General features: G+C 61.9%; 18 protein-coding genes. 9 read left to right on the plus strand and 9 right to left on the minus strand.

The annotated features are described in order from the left end of the window. Positions 1–79 precede the first annotated feature (79 nt). The 5 genes from HX830_RS10395 (at position 80) to HX830_RS10415 (ending at position 6,006) form a co-directional block, all read left to right on the plus strand. Positions 80–1,426, plus strand: a complete 1,347-nt coding sequence (locus HX830_RS10395) for a DEAD/DEAH box helicase (protein WP_177100033.1) — start codon at positions 80–82, stop codon at positions 1,424–1,426. 250 nt (positions 1,427–1,676) lie between these two features. Continuing rightward, positions 1,677–2,804 (plus strand): merozoite surface protein 3b, encoded by a 1,128-nt coding sequence (locus HX830_RS10400; RefSeq protein WP_177100035.1) that lies wholly within the window; start codon positions 1,677–1,679, stop codon positions 2,802–2,804. 1 nt (position 2,805) lies between these two features. Next, positions 2,806–4,053, plus strand: coding sequence for a DUF6384 family protein (locus tag HX830_RS32475; protein ID WP_177100037.1), 1,248 nt, complete (start codon positions 2,806–2,808; stop codon positions 4,051–4,053). Then, a complete protein-coding gene (locus HX830_RS10410; protein WP_177100039.1) occupies positions 4,053–5,417 on the plus strand; it encodes a hypothetical protein in 1,365 nt (454 codons plus the stop codon). Before HX830_RS32475 ends, HX830_RS10410 begins: the two co-directional genes overlap by 1 nt. Positions 5,418–5,613: 196 nt before the next feature. Further along, positions 5,614–6,006, plus strand: a complete 393-nt coding sequence (locus HX830_RS10415) for a transcriptional regulator (RefSeq protein ID WP_177100042.1) — start codon at positions 5,614–5,616, stop codon at positions 6,004–6,006. A 29-nt stretch (positions 6,007–6,035) separates the two neighbouring features. On the opposite strand, the gene HX830_RS10420 is transcribed toward HX830_RS10415, so the two are convergent. Together HX830_RS10420 and HX830_RS10425 are read right to left on the minus strand one after the other, a co-directional pair. Next, positions 6,036–6,905, minus strand: coding sequence for a DUF6279 family lipoprotein (locus tag HX830_RS10420; RefSeq protein WP_177100044.1), 870 nt, complete (start codon positions 6,903–6,905; stop codon positions 6,036–6,038). Positions 6,906–7,124: 219 nt separating this feature from the next. After that, on the minus strand, positions 7,125–7,313 hold the full coding sequence (locus HX830_RS10425) for a hypothetical protein (RefSeq protein WP_176987101.1): 189 nt from the start codon (positions 7,311–7,313) through the stop codon (positions 7,125–7,127). Between the two features lie 347 nt (positions 7,314–7,660). Here HX830_RS10425 and HX830_RS10430 point away from each other — a divergent pair, with 347 nt between their 5' ends. Continuing rightward, on the plus strand, positions 7,661–8,497 hold the full coding sequence (locus HX830_RS10430) for a CvfB family protein (RefSeq protein WP_100938929.1): 837 nt from the start codon (positions 7,661–7,663) through the stop codon (positions 8,495–8,497). A gap of 137 nt (positions 8,498–8,634) precedes the next feature. On the opposite strand, the gene HX830_RS10435 is transcribed toward HX830_RS10430, so the two are convergent. Next, the gene (locus HX830_RS10435) at positions 8,635–9,813 is read right to left on the minus strand and encodes an MFS transporter (RefSeq protein ID WP_177100046.1); all 1,179 of its coding nucleotides are present in this window, start codon (positions 9,811–9,813) and stop codon (positions 8,635–8,637) included. Between the two features lie 103 nt (positions 9,814–9,916). Between HX830_RS10435 and ptrR the strand changes: the two genes are divergently transcribed. Then, the gene (gene ptrR, locus HX830_RS10440; RefSeq protein WP_103496482.1) at positions 9,917–10,819 is read left to right on the plus strand and encodes a putrescine utilization regulator PtrR; all 903 of its coding nucleotides are present in this window, start codon (positions 9,917–9,919) and stop codon (positions 10,817–10,819) included. A 126-nt stretch (positions 10,820–10,945) separates the two neighbouring features. Then, entirely contained in the window at positions 10,946–11,071 is a 126-nt protein-coding gene (locus HX830_RS32075; RefSeq protein WP_017903325.1) for a PA1414 family protein, read from the plus strand. A 57-nt stretch (positions 11,072–11,128) separates the two neighbouring features. Here HX830_RS32075 and HX830_RS10445 read toward each other — a convergent pair whose 3' ends face one another. From HX830_RS10445 to speB, 6 genes are all read right to left on the minus strand, one after another. Next, positions 11,129–11,380, minus strand: coding sequence for an acyl carrier protein (locus HX830_RS10445; RefSeq protein ID WP_152738354.1), 252 nt, complete (start codon positions 11,378–11,380; stop codon positions 11,129–11,131). After that, positions 11,377–11,691 (minus strand): acyl carrier protein, encoded by a 315-nt coding sequence (locus HX830_RS10450; RefSeq protein ID WP_177100048.1) that lies wholly within the window; start codon positions 11,689–11,691, stop codon positions 11,377–11,379. The genes HX830_RS10445 and HX830_RS10450 overlap by 4 nt, the downstream gene beginning before the upstream one ends. Positions 11,692–11,950: 259 nt before the next feature. After that, on the minus strand, positions 11,951–13,330 hold the full coding sequence (locus HX830_RS10455; protein ID WP_177100050.1) for a sodium:solute symporter: 1,380 nt from the start codon (positions 13,328–13,330) through the stop codon (positions 11,951–11,953). Positions 13,331–13,413: 83 nt separating this feature from the next. Beyond that, positions 13,414–14,922 carry a purine-cytosine permease family protein gene (locus tag HX830_RS10460; RefSeq protein ID WP_103496486.1) on the minus strand — a complete coding sequence of 503 codons (1,509 nt, stop codon included), beginning with the start codon at positions 14,920–14,922 and terminating at the stop codon, positions 13,414–13,416. Between the two features lie 54 nt (positions 14,923–14,976). Continuing rightward, positions 14,977–15,387: a nuclear transport factor 2 family protein gene (locus tag HX830_RS10465; RefSeq protein ID WP_103496487.1), complete on the minus strand. Its 411-nt coding sequence runs from the start codon at positions 15,385–15,387 to the stop codon at positions 14,977–14,979. Between the two features lie 9 nt (positions 15,388–15,396). Next, positions 15,397–16,347: an agmatinase gene (gene speB, locus HX830_RS10470; RefSeq protein ID WP_100938937.1), complete on the minus strand. Its 951-nt coding sequence runs from the start codon at positions 16,345–16,347 to the stop codon at positions 15,397–15,399. Positions 16,348–16,513: 166 nt separating this feature from the next. Between speB and HX830_RS10475 the strand changes: the two genes are divergently transcribed. Then, the gene (locus tag HX830_RS10475; RefSeq protein WP_040065200.1) at positions 16,514–17,407 is read left to right on the plus strand and encodes a LysR family transcriptional regulator; all 894 of its coding nucleotides are present in this window, start codon (positions 16,514–16,516) and stop codon (positions 17,405–17,407) included. The last annotated feature ends 11 nt before the right edge of the window (positions 17,408–17,418 follow it).

Genomic DNA, 17,418 nt, shown 5'->3' on the forward strand with positions numbered 1-17,418 from the left:
TCACAAAGAAACTCGGCCTCGGCGCTCGAAACCGTTACCCTATGCCGCTGATATTTTGTATTTCTTCGAGGTAGCACCCGTGTTTTCCGAATTCGCCCTGCACGAACGCCTGCTCAAAGCCGTGGCCGAGCTTAAATTTGTCGAGCCTACGCCCGTGCAGGCCGCGGCCATTCCACTGGCGTTGCAGGGGCGTGACCTGCGGGTGACGGCGCAAACGGGTAGTGGCAAGACCGCCGCGTTCGTCCTGCCGATCCTCAATCGCCTGATCGGCCCGGCCAAGGTTCGCGTCAGCATCAAGACCCTGATCCTGCTGCCGACCCGTGAGCTGGCCCAGCAGACCATCAAGGAAGTCGAGCGTTTCTCCCAGTTCACTTTCATCAAGTCCGGCCTGATCACCGGTGGTGAAGACTTCAAGGTCCAGGCCGCCATGCTGCGCAAGGTGCCGGATATCCTGATCGGCACCCCGGGGCGGATGATCGAGCAACTGAACGCCGGCAACCTGGACTTGAAAGAAGTCGAAGTGCTGGTGCTCGACGAAGCCGACCGCATGCTCGACATGGGTTTTGCCGAAGACGTGCAGCGCCTGGTGGACGAATGCACCAACCGCCAGCAGACCATGCTGTTCTCCGCCACCACCGGCGGTTCCGGCCTGCGCGACATGATCGCCAAGGTCCTGAACAACCCTGAGCACCTGCAGCTCAATGCGGTCAGCCAACTGAACGACACCACGCGCCAGCAGATCATCACCGCCGACCACAACCAGCATAAAGAGCAGATCCTCAACTGGTTGCTGGCCAACGAGACCTATCAGAAAGCCATTGTCTTCACCAATACCCGGGCCATGGCCGACCGTATCTACGGTCGCCTGGTGGCCCAGGAATACAAGGCTTTCGTCCTGCACGGCGAGAAGGACCAGAAGGACCGCAAGCTGGCCATCGACCGCCTGAAGCAGGGCGGGGTGAAGATCCTCGTGGCCACCGACGTCGCCGCTCGCGGCCTGGACGTGGACGGCCTGGACATGGTGATCAACTTCGATATGCCGCGCAGCGGCGACGAATACGTGCACCGTATCGGTCGGACCGGGCGTGCCGGTAACGACGGCCTGGCGATCTCGCTGATCTGCCACGGCGACTGGAACCTGATGTCGAGCATCGAGCGCTACCTCAAGCAGAGCTTCGAGCGCCGCACCATCAAGGAAGTCAAGGGCACCTATGGCGGGCCGAAGAAGGTCAAGGCTTCGGGCAAGGCTGTCGGCGTGAAGAAGAAAAAGACCGACGCCAAGGGCGACAAGAAGAAGTCGGCCGCCAAGGCACCGACCAAACGCAAGATCGCCAACCGGCCGAAGACCGATGCCCTGTCGTTGGTCAGCAAGGACGGTATGGCGCCGCTCAAGCGCCGCAAGCCGGAAGCCCCGGCTGCCGAATAACCCGCTATCGGTTGCGTGAAAACGCAGTGAAGCGGTTGCTCTCCCACCAATGCCCCGACTTGTCGGGGCATTGGCGTTTTTGTGGGGCGATGCTTGCGCAGCTGCCCTTCAAATAGTGAAGGGCGGTAGTGGCACTTTGCTAAAAAACGGCAGTCAGATGGGAACTTCAACAACGACGCTCTGGTATTATTTCGCGCTCACGTTGGCAGGATGATGGAGCCCTGGAAGGCTCCGTATAGGGAATATGCTCATGAACTACCTCGAACGCTCCATGTCTGCCTTGCGCTCCATCGGCATCACTTTCCCGGACCAGAATGCTCCCGTGCTGGCACTGCTGGACAAGGTATCGGTGTATGACGCCACCCGCGTCACCGCCATCGCCGCCACGCTGCAACAGTCCACGGTGTTCAATGCCGTGGTCCGCGACAAGTTGCAGAGCATGGACGTCAGCACCCGTTATGCCGATATCGCCGCCAGCTTCGATTCGATCCAGGCCGATGCCCGGCAGATGATGGAATGGATGGCCGACGGCAAGCTGCAATTCTCCGAGCGCATCCAACTGGGCTGGATGAATATGCGCCGCGGTTCGATCCCGGATCGCTTCGAGAGCATTCGCAAGAACTACCTGGATGTGGCGAAGTCGGCCAATGAGCAGATCCAGCTGGAAACCCTGATTCTCGAAGCCTATCAGGACTATCGCCTGGCGATGAAAACGGCCGAGATAGATGCCTGCGAAGTGCAGAAAATCGCCCAGGCGAAGATGGATAGCGGGCGCCAGGGCCTGACCGAGGCCGGCGCGGCCCTGGAGGGTGCCGAGCTGGAAGCGACCGAACGGGCCAAGCTCGAACTGGCACGGGATGTCGCCTTGCGCGACCTGCAGGACGAGGACAAACGTTACCAGATCATCACCGATATCGCCGATCAGTTGAAGACCGCCTACAACGCGGCCGAGCTGGTGTTTGCGCGCCTGAGCCAGTACCACAGCGTGAAAGAGCGGCTGTACCAGCGTGCCGTGAGCTTTTTCGCCACCAACGAAATCGTCCTGACCGGCCTGGCAGCGGGCTTTACTTCGTCCGGCGGGCTGGCCGAAGTGACCAACACCCTGAATGCGATGAACCAGGGGATCAACTCCAGCCTGGAGATCCAGGCCAAGGTCGGCGGCGAGCAGCTGAATGCGGCGTTGAAGGCCGGCTACGGCTCGACCCTGAAGGCCAGCTCGGTCAAGGCCCTGGCCGATGCCGTGGTGGACTTCCAGGCCAGCAGCCTGAGTCTGATCCAGGAACTGCGCAAGGAGTCCTCGGCGGCGGCGGCGGAAATCGAGTCGATCACCGAGGACAGCAAGCGTCGCTTCAGCGCGCTCCTGCAAAAGGGGATCTGAAGTGAGCAACGTTGTCTCCCTCACCGAGCAGATGGGGGCCATGGCGCTGATCGACGAGATGCGTTTCAGCCAGGCCGAACTGCAGAAACAGCTGGACCTGCCCAAGCATCGCCTGCGGGTGGCCGAGCAGATCCGTGAGTTTTACCGGGCCAAGGGCATCGAGGTGGAGGATGCCCTGGTCGAAGAGGGCGTTCGCAACTTCTTCGCCAACCGCCTGACGTATCAGGCTCCGGCAACTTTCGGCTCGATGACCCGGCTGCTGGCACGGGTCTATATCACTCGTGGACGCTGGCTGCTGCCTACGGTAGGTGTCCTGGGAGTTGGGTTGTGGGTGCTGTTGGTTGCGCCGTCGGTCTCGGAGTTTTCTGCTCAGGCGTCGCTGAGCGCAGCACAGGGTCGAGTGGATGAGGCTAGGGCGCTGGTTGCAAGCCATGCCGGGCAGCGTGAGCAGTTGGAAAAGCGTGTCTCCACGCTGAAGGCCGATGGGCTTGTGGCGAATTTGCCGGCGGCGCGGCAGGTATTTGAACAGACCGGGCCGGTGCTGGAGACCGCGCGTGCAGCAGAACGGATCACGCTGCCGGTGCACGTCACGGAACAGAGTTACAAAGAGGACTCCAAGCTGGCCGCCTCGGCGGTCAAGAGCCTGAAGAAGGACAGTGCCGACATGAAGGCACTGGCGACTCAGCTGGATGCGCTGAGCGCGCAAACGGACACGATCAGGCCCTGGTTGACGAAGCTGCAGGATGCGCAGGAACAAGTGCGCAAGATGGGCTTGAGCAACGCCGATGCCGGGCAGTTCCAACCGCTGTTTGCCAAGGTCGATCAGGCCGTCAAGGTCATGGATGCGACGGCCGCCGAACAGGGATTGAAGGAGGTTGAGCAACTGCGGGCGATAGCGGCGACACCCTTGACCCTGGAAGTGGTCAGCCGTACCGGCGAGAAGTCGATGGTTGAGCGCAATTTCGATCCGACCGGGGGCAAGTCCTGGTACCTGCTGGCCGAGGCGCTCGACGCCTCGGGCAATGTCGTCCCGTTGCCCATCACCAGTGTCGAGACCGGGGAGCGGCGTTATGCCTCGATATTTGGCGTGCGGGTCAATCAGGCCACCTACCAGGCGGCCAAGAATGACAAGCAGGCGGATGGCCTTGTCGATGATCGCCTGATGGGGAAAAAGGCGGCCAACTCGCTGTCCTTTACGTTCGTCAAAGGACCGGTCAAAACCAAACCTGATTACATCCTGGAGTGGTAATGAACGCGAGCCGCATAGAAGCTTCCATCCGCGACAACTCCCGGAACCTGGAGGCACAGCTGCGCCAACTGCAGCTCGAGTTGTCCGCTGCCCACGATCAGGAGTTGCGCCTGCAGCAGGGGCTCGGCAACGCCTTTCCGCATATCGCCAATTATCAGCTGTCCGGCGGTGCCCCGCTGTCTGTCGAGGTTCAGCGTTTGCTCGACCAGCGCGAGCAGGCGGAGGCCGCTTTGCGTCAGGAGCTGGCGCAGGTGGAGGAGGGCATTGCCGGGCAGTTGCAGGTGATCTCGGGCTTGGCCGAGGCGCTTGAGACCCAGGTGGCGGACCTTGATCAGCAAGTCGAGCAGGACCTCCGGGCCCAGCAGCAGGCCGCCTTGATCAGCGAGGCCGACGAGCAGTCCTACAAGGAACTGCGCGATGAATGTCGGCTCAAGCTCCAGGCATTCCAGGCCGACCCGCTTTATGTCTATCTGCGCGACCGCGGATTCGGTACCGAGGGTTATGTCGGTCGGTTTGTCTGGCGCGGGCTGGACCGTTGGGTGGCGCGACTGTGCAATTTCACCCAGAACAGTGCCGCCGAGCGCACGCTGCTGGCCATGCAGCGGGCCAATGAAGCAGTTGGCAAGGAGCGTCAGGCAAATCGGGCGGCCCAGGAGGCCGAGCGCGCGCGGCTGCATCAACGTGCCCTGTCCGCCAGCGATCTGCCGGTCTTGCAAGAGCGTCAGCGGCAAGCGCAGCAGGCGCTGGAAGCGGGCAAGGCGCAGGCCAATGCGCTCCATCAGCGCCTGGCGCCCTACGTCAGCAAGCGTGACGAGGGTTTCGCCAAGGCCTCCGAGCTGTTGTCCCGGCAACTGGCCGAGATGAATGACCTGACCCTGGAGCAACTGGCCGGACAGACCCAGGGTGCGCAGGATGACGAGCTGGTGCGCAGGGTACGTGATCTGCGCGCTGAGCTGGAGGTGTTGCGGTTGCGCGTGCCTTCTCTGGAGCGGCAGTGCCGGGACGCCGAGGCCAGCTATGAGCTGGCCAAGCAACTGGAGCGTACGTTGCAGTCAGGGGGACTCATCAGTTCCCGCTACGACTATCAGAACGTGGATCTTGATGGCTTGCTCGTCGGGTTCATGCGGGGCGCCCTGTCGCTCTCCCAGGTGGTGAGTGAGGTGGACAATAACCGCGAGTTCATCAGGGTTGCTCCCAGCCCGAGCAGCAGTGCCCGTTCGAGCAGCAGTCGGAGCCGCGGTTCGCACAGCAGTTCGGGCAGCTTCTTTGGGGGCGGTTCGTCGGGCGGTTCCAGTTCCGCTAGCTCGTCCGGTTCTTCCAGCTCAGGGAGTGGCGGCGGGTTCTCCACCAGCGACAGTCTCTAGATCGAAAGGTCTGACGGAACAAGGACGGGGCAGCACAGGCTGCCCCGTGTCGTTTCTCCCGGGCTCGATCGGCCAGGCGTCGGGCGGTTTCCGCCCAATGGTCATCCGTGGGTGCAAACCGGCTGAACCGTCATGGCCGACACTACTCTATCCTTATGCAGGGCTTCTCACTCTCACACGTGAAGGGTTAATCAGGATGACGACTTACAACTGGGAACTGATCGAACGTTTGCTCCATGAGGTGCAGAACAGCGCCGGTCATAGCTTCGCCCCCCGGGCCTACGCCGAGGAGCACGCCACGGCCCAGGCCGCGCAGGGACAGGCGACGGGCAATCTCGATGACCTGAAGGCGCTGGCGGCCGATTACGAACGGCTGCTGCTCAAGCACGACTATATCGAGAGCCGCCCGGAGGACGAGGGCGGTAATGGCGAGAACTTTATCCTTACGCCGCGTGGCTCTGCCCTGTTGAGCCTGCTTGACAGCAGCATTCCCGGCAACGATCACCCTTTGCAGGTACTCGACGAGCAGGTTGATGCGCTGGACCCGGCCACCTTCGATCAGTTGGCCGCCAAGGTGCAGATCGCCTGAGCCCCGGGCCAACAGACGACGGCTTTTGCTCAACCGCCCTGAGCGGTTTTCAGGCATTTGAGCTGCGAGAAGTCCTGGCGCATTTCGTCGATCTTCTTCAGTAGCCGCGTCCGTTGGTCGGCGTTGCTCTCGGCCATCAGCGCCACCAGCAGGCTGCGGGTGGCCTGCTCCGCACGCTCGTGAGCCTGGCGGTACTCGGTGGTCCACAGGCTGTCCTGATCTTGCAGCAACTGTTCGATCCGTTGCGGGAAGTCCGCGCGCTGACGCTGTTCGACCGCCTCGCTCAACTGCATCTGCCAGTTCATCCGGTTGGCCACCCATAGCCGGTTCTGTTCGCCGAGGCTGGTGGACCAGGCGGTGATGCGCTGTTGCTGGCTCAGGCTCAATGGCCCCAGCCAGCCCTTGAGGCGCTTGCTCATGCGCTCGGCGCGGTCGCGGATCTGTTCGTCGACGGGCGGGGTCACGTACTCCGCTCGATGTTCACGCTGATCCTTGGCAAAAGCCTGGCTCATCTCGCTTACCTGTTGATCGCTCAGGCCCCGCAGCAACTCGACCGCCGAGGGCGTGACGGTGCGCGTGACCTGGGCAATCGCCTGGCGGGCCTCGGCGGTGCGGGCCTGCACGTTGGCATCGGTGACCTGACGGGTTTCGACCATCTGCTGCACGCGCTCGAGCCAGTCCAGGTAGTCCGGCAGTTGCGTGGTGCAATGCCAGTGCAGGTGCTCCTTGAGGCGTTCGCGGAACCAGTCTTTCTGCCCGCGGTTCATGTCCACGTAGTCGCCGAGGGTCCAGGGAATGATCACATCGAGGTTGCGGTAGGCCAGGCCTGCCCGCGAGCAGGCGCCGATGGTCAGGCTCAGGAGCAGCAACCAGAAGAGGGAGGTCAGCCGGTACGACATGGATGAATCCTGATGGGGGCATCTCTCCATGGAACGCTTCTGCGGCCAGTGGTTCAACCGCTCAATGGTTTCCATCGATGACCATGGCGGCTGATACGGGCGCAAGGGGATTTGTGCACGGGTGATCGGCGCGGTATCTGCAATGGGGGCGGGAGTGTTGCTTCAGCCCTGCGCCTTGAGGTTCAAAGCGCAGAGTGGCTTGGGTGTTGCGCGGGGGAATTACTTTTTGCCGAGGGTGATCTGTTTCGACGGGCCGAAAGTCTGGCCGCTGACGCCTTTGGCAATTTGCTGGATCTCGCCGCCGGATTTCAGGAAAGCCGCAATTTGCTCGTTGATCGAATCGCTGGTCTCAACGGCTGGAGCGGGCTTTGCTTTGCTGTTCGATGCTTTTACGCGCATGGCGGCCATTAACCTGTGTAGATATTAACTGGATCGATCATTCTACCTGAAAGACTTGACAATTGCTTGATAAATATCCAGGGCAAAGGTAGTGGGGTATTCGCCAAGACGTGGTGGGGGCCTTGTTATTATTGGCTAAGCTACTGTTTTGACTCGTAACCCGGCCTCGATATTTTCCACGCGAGGGTCGAATTTCGAGGGCGAGCACAGTCGTCGGTCTGACGAACGGACCTGTTTCTGTCGGCAACCCCTTGAAAATCAAGCCTTGCAGCGGGCTTTTCAGCCGGGGGCAAGCGCTGTGAAACAGCGTCGTCAAACTCGGGTAGAATGCCAGCCACGCAATGAGGGTATTGGAAATGGCTTTAGTCGGGCGTTATAACAGCTTGCAAGTGGTTAAACACACTAATTTCGGTTTGTATCTGGACGGCGGCGCGGACGGCGAGATTCTTCTACCCAACCGTTATATCCCCAAGGATATTCCCAGTGAAGATGAAGACTGGCTGAATGTTTTCATTTATCTGGACAGTGCTGACAAGTTGATTGCCACCACGGAAAAACCCAAAGTTCAGGTCGGTGAATTCGCCAGTCTCAAAGTCAAGGAAGTTAACAGTATTGGTGTGTTCCTCGATTGGGGTTTGCCCAAGGATCTGCTGTTGCCGTATTCCGAAGAGAAGCGCCAGTTGAGCGCCGGCGACTATTGCGTGGTGCATGTCTACCTCGACAAGCATACCCGTCGCATCACCGCCACGGCCCGCCTGGATCGCTACCTGGACAAGACTCCGGCCAGCTACACGCCCGGCCAGGAAGTCGACCTGCTGGTGGCCGAAGCTACCGACATGGGTTTCAAGGCGATCATCAACAACAAGCATTGGGGGCTGATTCACAAGAACGAAGTGTTCAAGTTCCTGCGGGCCGGCAAAGAGGAAAAGGGCTTTATCAAGGAGATCCGCGCCGACGGCAAGATCAGCCTGAGCCTGCAACCCGTTGGCGAAGAAGCTTCCGGTAGCCTGAACAGCAAGATCCTCGCCAAGTTGCGTGAAAACAACGGGGTGCTGGCGGTCAGCGACAAGAGCGATCCGACCGTGATCAGCGGTTTGTTCGGGGTCAGCAAAGGCAACTTCAAGAAAGCCATTGGCGCGCTCTACAAGCAAGGGCAGATTGTGATCCATGCCGATCGCATCGAATTGAGCTGAGTGTGGATGTTGCCCGGGCTGACGTCATCGCCGGCAAGCCAGCTCCCACAATAATCGCGTTTCAGCGTGATTCTGTAGGCGCCGGCTTGCTGGCGATGGACTGCGTAGCTGTCCTGCCTGTCGCAACCCTGCAAGGCTCAGCGTCGCACCAGGGCCACCCCGGGCGCTGCGGCCGCCACCGGCCGCAACACCACCAGTCCCGCCAGTACCAGGCCGCTGCCCGCCACGATCAAGGCCGGTTGCAGGCCACCGCTGAAGTGGCTGCTCAAGGCCGCGAGCAACGGCCCGCAGAGCTGGCCGATGGCGAAACAGGCGGTCAGCCACCCGGCATTGCGATGGGTGGCGTGCGGCGCCAGTTCCCGCGAGCGCTGCATGACCAACTGCATGCAGGCCAGGAACGGCGTACCGCAGAGAATCACCCCCAGCACCAGCCCCAGGCCGCTCGACAACAGGCAGGCGAAGACCCCGGCGGCCTGCAGCCAGAGCGTCACCATCAACCAGCGACGGGTACTGTCGGGTTTGGCGCGCCGCAGGCTCACCAGCACCACGCCAAGGGCCGCGACCAAGCCGAAGCCGGGCCAGAACAGATCGGCCTGCCATTGCCCGTGGAAGCGCGCACTGGCCATCTGCGAAAGAAAGGTCGCCGGAATGATGTAGCCCAGGCCGTACAAGGCATAGACCAGGCCCAGATGACCGATGGATTGCTGTTCTGTGTCCACGATCACGGGTGCGGCTGTGGTTGTGGCCACGGGTGTGGCGCTCGGCAGCGGCAGGAAGGGCAGGATCAACAGCAACATCAGCAGGCCGACGCCGGCGTACACCAGCCACAGGGTCGACGAATTCTCTCCCAGCAGGTTCGAGCCCAGCGCCAGCAAGCCGGTGAGCACGATGCCCAGGCCGGGACCGGCAAACACCCAGGCACCCAGGCGTGGACGGCCGACGGCATGGGCCAGCGGCTGGCTCAGGCTGGTGATCATGACCACTACCCAGGCACTTGCCACCCCGGTGCCGAAGCGCAACAGCCAGTGTGACCAGAACCCATGGGCCCAGTACGAGGCCAGGGTCAACAGCACGCATAACCACAGGCCGGCGAGCAGGCGCAGGCGGACATGGTGCGCGCGCCGGGCGAACATGGCGTCCACCGCGCCCAGCAGGTAGCCCAGGTAATTGGCGGCGGCGATCAGGCCGCCGGCGGTCAGGTCGATCTGGCCTTCGCTGATCAGGTGCGGCAGTTGCGGGGTCAGGGCAAAGCGGCCCACCCCCATGGCCATCATCAGGGCGATAAAGCAGGCGGTTAAACGAATCAGAGGTGACATGGCGTCATTTCCCGGCAGAGGACTATGACCGTCAGGCTAGGATCGATTGACTTTCTTTAAAAATGAATAATAGTGAGTAACTTGTTCAGTTTTGGAGAGGGTCATGGAGTTCAGCCAATTGCGGATCTTCCACGCGGTCGCCGAGGAGGGTTCCATCACTCGCGCCGCCGAGCGCCTGCACCGGGTGCCGTCGAACCTGTCCACGCGCATCAGGCAGCTCGAGGAGCAATTGGGGGTCGAACTGTTCCTGCGTGAACGTCAGCGCCTGCAACTGTCTCCGGCCGGCAAGGTCCTGCTCGATTACTCGAACCGGCTGTTTTCGCTGCATGACGAGGCCCAGGCTGCCGTGCGTGGCGGGCAACCGGCGGGGGACTTCGTGCTGGGCACCATGTACAGCACCGCGGCGATTTACCTGCCGTCGATGCTGGCGCGTTATCACCGCACCTATCCCGAAGTGAACCTGCAGGTGCAGTCCGCGCCCAGCGGCGAATTACTCGAAGGGCTGGTCTCCGGGCGCCTGGATGCCGCCCTGGTGGATGGCCCGCTGCAGTTGGCGGGGCTCGACGGCCTTGCATTCTGCGATGAAACCCTGGTGCTGATCGCACCGGCCGATCACCCGCCGGTGCGCAGTGCCCTGGAAGTACAGGGGCAGCCGGTTTTCACCTTTCGCCGCGGCTGTGCCTACCGCCTGCGCCTGGAGGCCTGGTTCGGCCACTATCACGCGGCCATGGGCCGGGCCATCGAGATCGAGTCCTATCCCGGAATGCTCGCCTGTGTCACCGCCGGCTCCGGCGTGGCGATGATGTCCGAGTCGATGCTGGCCAGCCTGCCCGGGCGGGAAAGCGTGTCGGTGCATCGGCTGGTCGAGCCTTTTGCCAGCGCCACCACCTGGCTGATGTGGCGCAAAGGCATGGTCGGCGCCAACCTGGCGGCCTGGATCGAGCTGCAGAAAAGCGCCTTGCTGCCCCTGGCGGACAGTGCCGAAGGGCTCCGCGCGTCGGCTTGAAGCGTTTTGCCATGATTTAAATCAAAGATCCTGCTGCAAGGGACAGCATTGCGTAGGACTTAGGGCTATGATCTGTGTGAAGCGGCTACAGAATCCCGTCGCTCGCATTACCCTGAAGGGGGCTATATGAAAGACAAACTGCAAACCTGGCTCCATGACCTCGGTGTTGCCCTGGGTCTGATCGAACCGCCACTGCAGCCGGTACCTATTCGTACCGACGATGATCGCCGTCGCCGCCAGCCGCGTCGCTAAGCGCCCACGGGCCGGCAACAGGGTTCAGCGCTCTTCGCCGTGCCGTGTTGGCGAAGTTCAGTGCCTGGCGATTTTCTCCAGGAAACGACTCAAGTCGTTGACCGTGACCGCTTCCTTGAGCAAGCGGTCTTCCTCTTCGGTAAACGCCGTCAGATCAAACTCATCTTCAAGATGGAACATCAGGTCTTCAATGTCCTGGGTGTCGAATCCTAATCCCTGCAAACTCTGATCGTCAGCGAACGCCTGGTGGTCGTCGAGCCGTTGGCTGACGAAATCATGCACGCTCTTGCGAATATCGGCTCTTTTCATGCGCCCGGTCTCCCCGGTTGCCTTTGCGGCAAGGGCCGCGGGAGTGTGCCTGGGGGAGGGAATCCGGCGGGTTCGGCGGGCCGGGTTTTTTCATAGATAAATCGACTGAGATCGCCAAGGGTGGTGATGCCTATCAGGTCGCGGTTCAGATCCAGCCGCACATCGAACAGGCACTCAAGGTTGTGGAACAACTCGACGAGATCAAGGGAACAGGTGTTGTCCGTGGCCTTTGACGGATCTTGCGACCATTTCAGCGACAGTTGTTCTTCAATGGAATGGCAGATTTGCTGATGAATCTCGAGTCTGTTCATAAGAGCCTCGAAGAAGGGTTTCTTATTGTTCGACCCTTTCCTGGGGCATTGCGATAGTGGCCAAACTACGACACCCGCGATCCTTGTACCTTCCGGTTAATCAAAAAGGTAGTCGCTATAGGCCAGTACAGCACAAGTTTTGCGCGGGACCTGACCGTTCATCTCCCTGAGCGTGCGCAGGGCGGTCAATGGGGGAAGGCGGCAGGCAAAAAAAACGGGTGCGACAACCGACGTCGCACCCGCTGAAGTAACCGCGGTATCAGATGGCGCTGGCGACGCCGGCCGGGCGCGGAGACAACAGGCTGACCACGACGAAGCTGATCAGGCCGATGGCCAGGCTGTAGTAGATCGGGGTATTGGCGTCCAGGCCGTCCTTGATCATGAACACCAGGGCGGTGATGAAGCCCAGGGCCATGCTGGTAATGGCGCCGCTGGTGGTGGCGGGCTTCCAGAAGATTGCGCCGATCAGCGGAATCAGCATGCCGCCCACCAGCAGGTTGTAGGCCAGGGTCAGGGCGCTGATCACGTCGCTGACCACCAGGGCGATACCCAGCACGACGATCCCGGTCAGGCAGGTGAACAGGCGGTTGATCCCCAGGCTCGACTGCTTGCCGCCGCGCAGTTTCGGCAGTAGGTCTTCGGTCAGCACGGTGGAGGCGGCCAGCAGGCCGGCACTGGCGGTGGACATCATGGCCGCCAGGGCCGCGGCGATCACCAGGCCACGAATGCCATCGGGCAGCGACTGTTTGACGATGGCGGCAAAGGCATTGTTGACGTTGGCCAGGTCGGGAATCAGCACATGGGCGGCCATGCCGATCAGGGCACAGGCCAGGCCGTAGGCGATACAGTAGACCCCGGCGACGCTGCCGGCATACTTCGCGACTTTCTCGTCCTTGGCGGTGAACACCCGTTGCCAGATGTCCTGGCCGATCAGGATGCCGAAGAAGTAGATCAGGAAGTAGGTGATGATGGTGTCCCAGCCGATGGTGGTGAAGCTGAAGCTGCTCGCCGGCAGCTTGCTCACCAGTTGGTCCCAGCCGCCGACGCGGTAGAGGCAGATCGGCAACAGGATGAACATCAGGCCCACGGTCTTGATGACGAACTGGACGATATCGGTCAGGGTCAGCGACCACATGCCGCCGATGGTCGAGTAGACCACCACCACGCCGCCGCCCAGCAGTACCGAGAGCCAGAACGGCAGGTTGAACAGCACTTGCAGCACGGTGCCGATGGCGAGGATCGAGGTCACACCGATCATCAGCGCGTAGGCCAGCATGATCACCGCGCTGGCCTGACGGGCCATGGGGTTGTAGCGCTTCTCCAGGACCTGGGTCACGGTGAAGATCTTCAGTTTAAGCAGCGGTTTGGCGAGGAACAGGTTCAGCGCGATGATGCCGAAACCCAGGGCCGCGCAGAGCCAGAAGCCGGAAATGCCGTGGACATAGCCCAGGCGCACGGTGCCGACGGTGGAGGCACCGCCCAGTACCGTGGCGGCCATGGTGCCCATATACAGCGTCGGGCCCAGGTTGCGTCCGGCCACCAGGTAGTCTTCGTGGGTCTTGGCCTTGCGCATGCCGTAGTAACCGAGCACGAGCATGCCAGCGGCATAAATGAGTACAACCAATAAATCCAAAGCCATGACGGCGTGTCTCCGATTATCTTTTTTATGGTCGAGCAAAGTTCAAGGCACATGCTGTGGCGAGGGGGCTCGCCACGGCAGTATCAGGCCGCCTGGCGCATCCCGGGCTTCAATGTTTTGCCATCCCGGCTGCGCGCATCCTGCGGTCCATAAACCTCTGCCGTCTCCGGGAACAGGCTGAGCAGCGCCAGGTACATCAGCGACGCCAGCCCGAGGGTGATCGGCAGGCTGATGTCGATGCCGTCGGCCAGGTTGCCCAGCGGGCCGACGAACTGCCCCGGCAGGTTGACGAAGCACAGGCCCACCAGCGCGCTGGGGATCCAGGCGCCCAGGCCGCGCCAGTTCCAGCCGTGGCTGAACCAGTAGCGCCCGCCGGTTTCGCCGCGGGTGAAGACTTGCAGGTCATCCGGGCAGTAGTAACCACGACGTACCAGCAGGCCGATGATCATGATCACCATCCACGGGGTGGTGCAGGTGATGATCAGCACGGCGAAGGTCGACACGCTCTGCACCAGGTTCGCCGCGAAGCGTCCGATGAAGATAAAGGCAATCGACAGCACGCCGATCAGCAGGGTCGCCTTGACCCGCGACAGCAGTCGTGGGAACACGCTGGACATGTCCAGTCCGGTGCCATACAGCGAGGTGGTGCCGGTGGACATGCCACCGATCACCGCGATCAGGCACACCGGCAGGAAGAACCAGGTCGGCGAGACGGCCAGCAGGCCGCCGACATAGTTGTTCGCGGTGATGTAGTCCGGTGCCTTGATCGCCACGATGGTCGCGGTGGCCAGGCCAAACAGGAAGGGGATCAAGGTGGCGATCTGCGCGGCGATCACCGCCAGCATGATCCGGACTTTCGAGGTTTCGCGGGGGATATAACGCGACCAGTCGCCGAGAAACGCCCCGAAGGAAATCGGGTTGCTCATGGCCACCAGCGCGGCGCCGATAAAGGCCGCCCAGAAACCGGCCTGACCCATCGCCACGGTTCCGGCGAAGTGACTGTCGAAGGCCGGTGCAAAGGCAAAGATCCCCAGCAGGAACAACAGGCTTGCGGCCCATACGGCGATGCGGTTGACCCACAGCATGAAGCGGAAGCCGTAGATGCATACCGTCAGCACCAGGATCGCGAACAGGCCGTAGGCCAGGCCCAGGGTCAGGTCGGTTTCCGGCATGTCGACCAGCCGCTTGGCGCCGCCGATCAGGGCATCCCCCGAGCTCCACACCGAGAGCGAGAAGAACGCGATGGCGGTCAACAGCGACAGGAACGAGCCGACGATCCGCCCGTGCACACCGAAGTGCGCCCCGGAGGACACGGCGTTGTTGGTGCCATTGATCGGACCGAACAGGCCCATGGGCGCGAGGATCAGCGCGCCTAGCACCACGCCCAGGACGATCGCCCAGACACCGGCCTGGAAGGACAGGCCGAAGAGCACCGGGAAACTGCCGAGCACGGCGGTGGCAAAGGTATTCGCACCGCCGAAGATCAGGCGAAACAGGTCGCTGGGTCGGGCATCGCGTTCGTGGTCGGGGATCTGTTCGACCCCGTTGGTTTCAATGCTGCCAAGGCTTTTTTCATTGTTGTTTTTATTCATGATCGCTCCGATCACTGCGGTGCCCTCGTCTTCCGCGAGGGCTACCGGGGTTGGCTAAGGGGAGGGCATTCCCTGGGGTTTTGCTGACAAATGCTCGTGGCAGGCCAGCCATGGGCCTGATTCTCGTTGTTTGCGAAACACAATGGTTTCGCGCTCCTGGCTAAAGAGAAGCTCCCCTTGCATGCGCAGCTCGGTGGCCACGTCATGGATGAAAATCGCCACATCGCCCTGCAGGCTGACGAAAGCGTTGCTCGAGGTGCACGAAATCACCTCGAAGCCGTCCTCCGCCCGCCAGTTGTCCCACAGCGCCTGATAGGCATCGCGTGACAGCAAGGGCTGTTCGAGGGTGTAGAAAACGAAGCTGGCATCGGCGCTGAAGGCGCCGAAGTAGGCTTCGCGATCATTGGCGGCGAAGGCGGCCACCAGCTCGGCGGCGGCCTCGAGTACCTGGTCACGGTCGTTCATGGCGACTCCTCAGCGGTGGGCCACGCCGGGCAGTACGCAGAGCATCTCGTACAGCAGGTTGGCGCCGAGCAGCGAGGTGTTGCCGGTGGTGTCGTAGGGTGGCGAGACTTCCACCAGGTCGCAGCCGACCAGGTCCAGGCCCTGGCAACCGCGGACGATCTCGATCGCCTGGATGGTGGTCAGGCCGCCGATTTCCGGGGTGCCGGTACCGGGCGCCCAGGCCGGGTCGATGCCGTCGATGTCGAAGCTCAGGTACACCGGGCCGCCACCGACTTTTTCGCGCACTTCAGCCATCAGCGGGGCGAGGGATTTGTGCCAGCACTCTTCGGCCTGGACCACCCGGAAGCCCTGCTTGCGGCTCCAGTTGAAGTCTTCGGCGGTGTAGCCCTGGGCGCGCAGGCCGATCTGGACCACCCGGTCGCAGTCCAGCAGGCCTTCTTCCACGGCGCGGCGGAAGGTGGTGCCGTGGGCGATTTTCTCGCCGAACATGTGATCGTTGACATCGGCGTGGGCGTCGATGTGCACCAGGCCGACCTTGCCGTGCTTCTTGTGGATGGCCCGCAGGATCGGCAGGGTGATGGTGTGATCGCCGCCCAGGGTCAGTGGGATGACCGGGTGTTCGAGGATGGCATCGTAGGACTCTTCGATGATGCGCACGGCGTCCAGCAGGTTGAAGGTGTTGATCGCCACATCACCGATGTCGGCCACCGACAACGAATCGAAGGGCGCGGCACCGGTGGCCATGTTGTAGGGGCGGATCATCACCGACTCGGCGCGGATTTCCCGCGGGCCGAAACGGGTCCCGGCGCGCAGCGAGGTGCCGATGTCCAGCGGGATGCCGATGAACGCGGCGTCGAGGCCGGCGGCCGATTGCAGGTGCGGGAGGCGCATCATGGTGGCGATACCGCCGAAGCGCGGCATTTCGTTACCGCCCAGTGGTTGGTGAAGAATCTTGTCCACGGGTAAGCCTCATCATTTATTTTGGTTATCAGGGGGCGATTCTGCGAAAGGCGCCGGGCGGGAAGAATCGCTGACGGCAAATAGTTAGTTCAGATTTTTCTAAACTAATGGGAAACTGGGCGGACAGAATTGTTTCCGGCAATGCAGACTTTCCCCAGGAACTCCCATGGCCAACGCTTTACCCGACCTCAAACTATTGCGCATCTTCGTCAGCGTGGTCCGGCACCAGGGCTTCGCCAACGCCCAGCAGGAGCTCAATCTATCGACCTCGGCGATCAGCACCTACATGAGCCAGCTGGAAGCGTCCCTGGGCCTGGTCCTGTGTCATCGCGGGCGCGGCGGCTTCAGCCTGACCAGCAAGGGCGAGCTTTTCCATCAGGAAACCCTGCGCCTGCTGGGTGAGCTCGAAGGTTTCGAGCAATACGCCGCGGCCCTCAAGGGTGAGTTGCGCGGCACCTTGAACCTGGGGGTGATCGATTCCACGGTCAGCGAGCCGGCGTTGCCCCTGGCCGAGGCCATCGGCGCCTACAGCCAGGAGCACCCGGCCGTGCACCTGCACCTGTCGGTGATGAGTCCCTACGAATTGCAGCTCGGCGTGCAGGACAATCGTCTCGACCTGGCCATCGGCGCCTTCTCCACGCGCATGAGCGGGCTGGTCTACCAGCCGCTGTACCGTGAGCAGCACTGGTTGTATTGCAGCAACCGGCATCCGCTGTACAACGAACGGCGTATCCCGGAACAGGTGATTACCCAGCAACGCATGGTCGGACGCGGTTACTGGAGCCAGGCCGAGCTGGCGCGCCATGGTTTCAAGCACAGCGCGGCGACCGTGGAAAGTATGGAGGCGCAATTGATCCTGGTGCTGTCCGGCGCCTATATCGGCTACCTGCCGGAGCACTACGCCCAGCCCTGGGCCGACAAGGGTGACCTGCGGGTATTGCTGCCGGCGACCTTCGGCTACCAGGCGCCGTTTTCCATGATCCTGCGCCGGGGCCGCAGTCGCGAGCCGTTGATCCAGACCTTTCGTGACCTGCTCAAAGCCCAGCTCAACCAGCCCTGATCGGTATAACT

The organism is Pseudomonas gingeri (genome assembly GCF_013385425.1).
GTDB classification, from domain to species: Bacteria; Pseudomonadota; Gammaproteobacteria; order Pseudomonadales; family Pseudomonadaceae; genus Aquipseudomonas; species Aquipseudomonas gingeri_D.

Excerpts from the sequence above, each read along its gene's own strand:
- HX830_RS10400 (WP_177100035.1), top strand. The coding sequence starts at position 1,677 with ATGAACTACCTCGAACGCTCCATGTCTGCCTTGCGCTCCATCGGCATC.
- HX830_RS10410 (WP_177100039.1), top strand. The coding sequence starts at position 4,053 with ATGAACGCGAGCCGCATAGAAGCTTCCATCCGCGACAACTCCCGGAAC.
- HX830_RS10415 (WP_177100042.1), top strand. The coding sequence starts at position 5,614 with ATGACGACTTACAACTGGGAACTGATCGAACGTTTGCTCCATGAGGTG.
- HX830_RS10420 (WP_177100044.1), bottom strand. The coding sequence starts at position 6,905 with ATGTCGTACCGGCTGACCTCCCTCTTCTGGTTGCTGCTCCTGAGCCTG.
- HX830_RS10425 (WP_176987101.1), bottom strand. The coding sequence starts at position 7,313 with ATGGCCGCCATGCGCGTAAAAGCATCGAACAGCAAAGCAAAGCCCGCT.
- HX830_RS10430 (WP_100938929.1), top strand. The coding sequence starts at position 7,661 with ATGGCTTTAGTCGGGCGTTATAACAGCTTGCAAGTGGTTAAACACACT.
- HX830_RS10435 (WP_177100046.1), bottom strand. The coding sequence starts at position 9,813 with ATGTCACCTCTGATTCGTTTAACCGCCTGCTTTATCGCCCTGATGATG.
- ptrR (WP_103496482.1), top strand. The coding sequence starts at position 9,917 with ATGGAGTTCAGCCAATTGCGGATCTTCCACGCGGTCGCCGAGGAGGGT.
- HX830_RS32075 (WP_017903325.1), top strand. The coding sequence starts at position 10,946 with ATGAAAGACAAACTGCAAACCTGGCTCCATGACCTCGGTGTTGCCCTG.
- HX830_RS10445 (WP_152738354.1), bottom strand. The coding sequence starts at position 11,380 with ATGAAAAGAGCCGATATTCGCAAGAGCGTGCATGATTTCGTCAGCCAA.
- HX830_RS10450 (WP_177100048.1), bottom strand. The coding sequence starts at position 11,691 with ATGAACAGACTCGAGATTCATCAGCAAATCTGCCATTCCATTGAAGAA.
- HX830_RS10455 (WP_177100050.1), bottom strand. The coding sequence starts at position 13,330 with ATGGCTTTGGATTTATTGGTTGTACTCATTTATGCCGCTGGCATGCTC.
- HX830_RS10460 (WP_103496486.1), bottom strand. The coding sequence starts at position 14,922 with ATGAATAAAAACAACAATGAAAAAAGCCTTGGCAGCATTGAAACCAAC.
- HX830_RS10465 (WP_103496487.1), bottom strand. The coding sequence starts at position 15,387 with ATGAACGACCGTGACCAGGTACTCGAGGCCGCCGCCGAGCTGGTGGCC.
- HX830_RS10475 (WP_040065200.1), top strand. The coding sequence starts at position 16,514 with ATGGCCAACGCTTTACCCGACCTCAAACTATTGCGCATCTTCGTCAGC.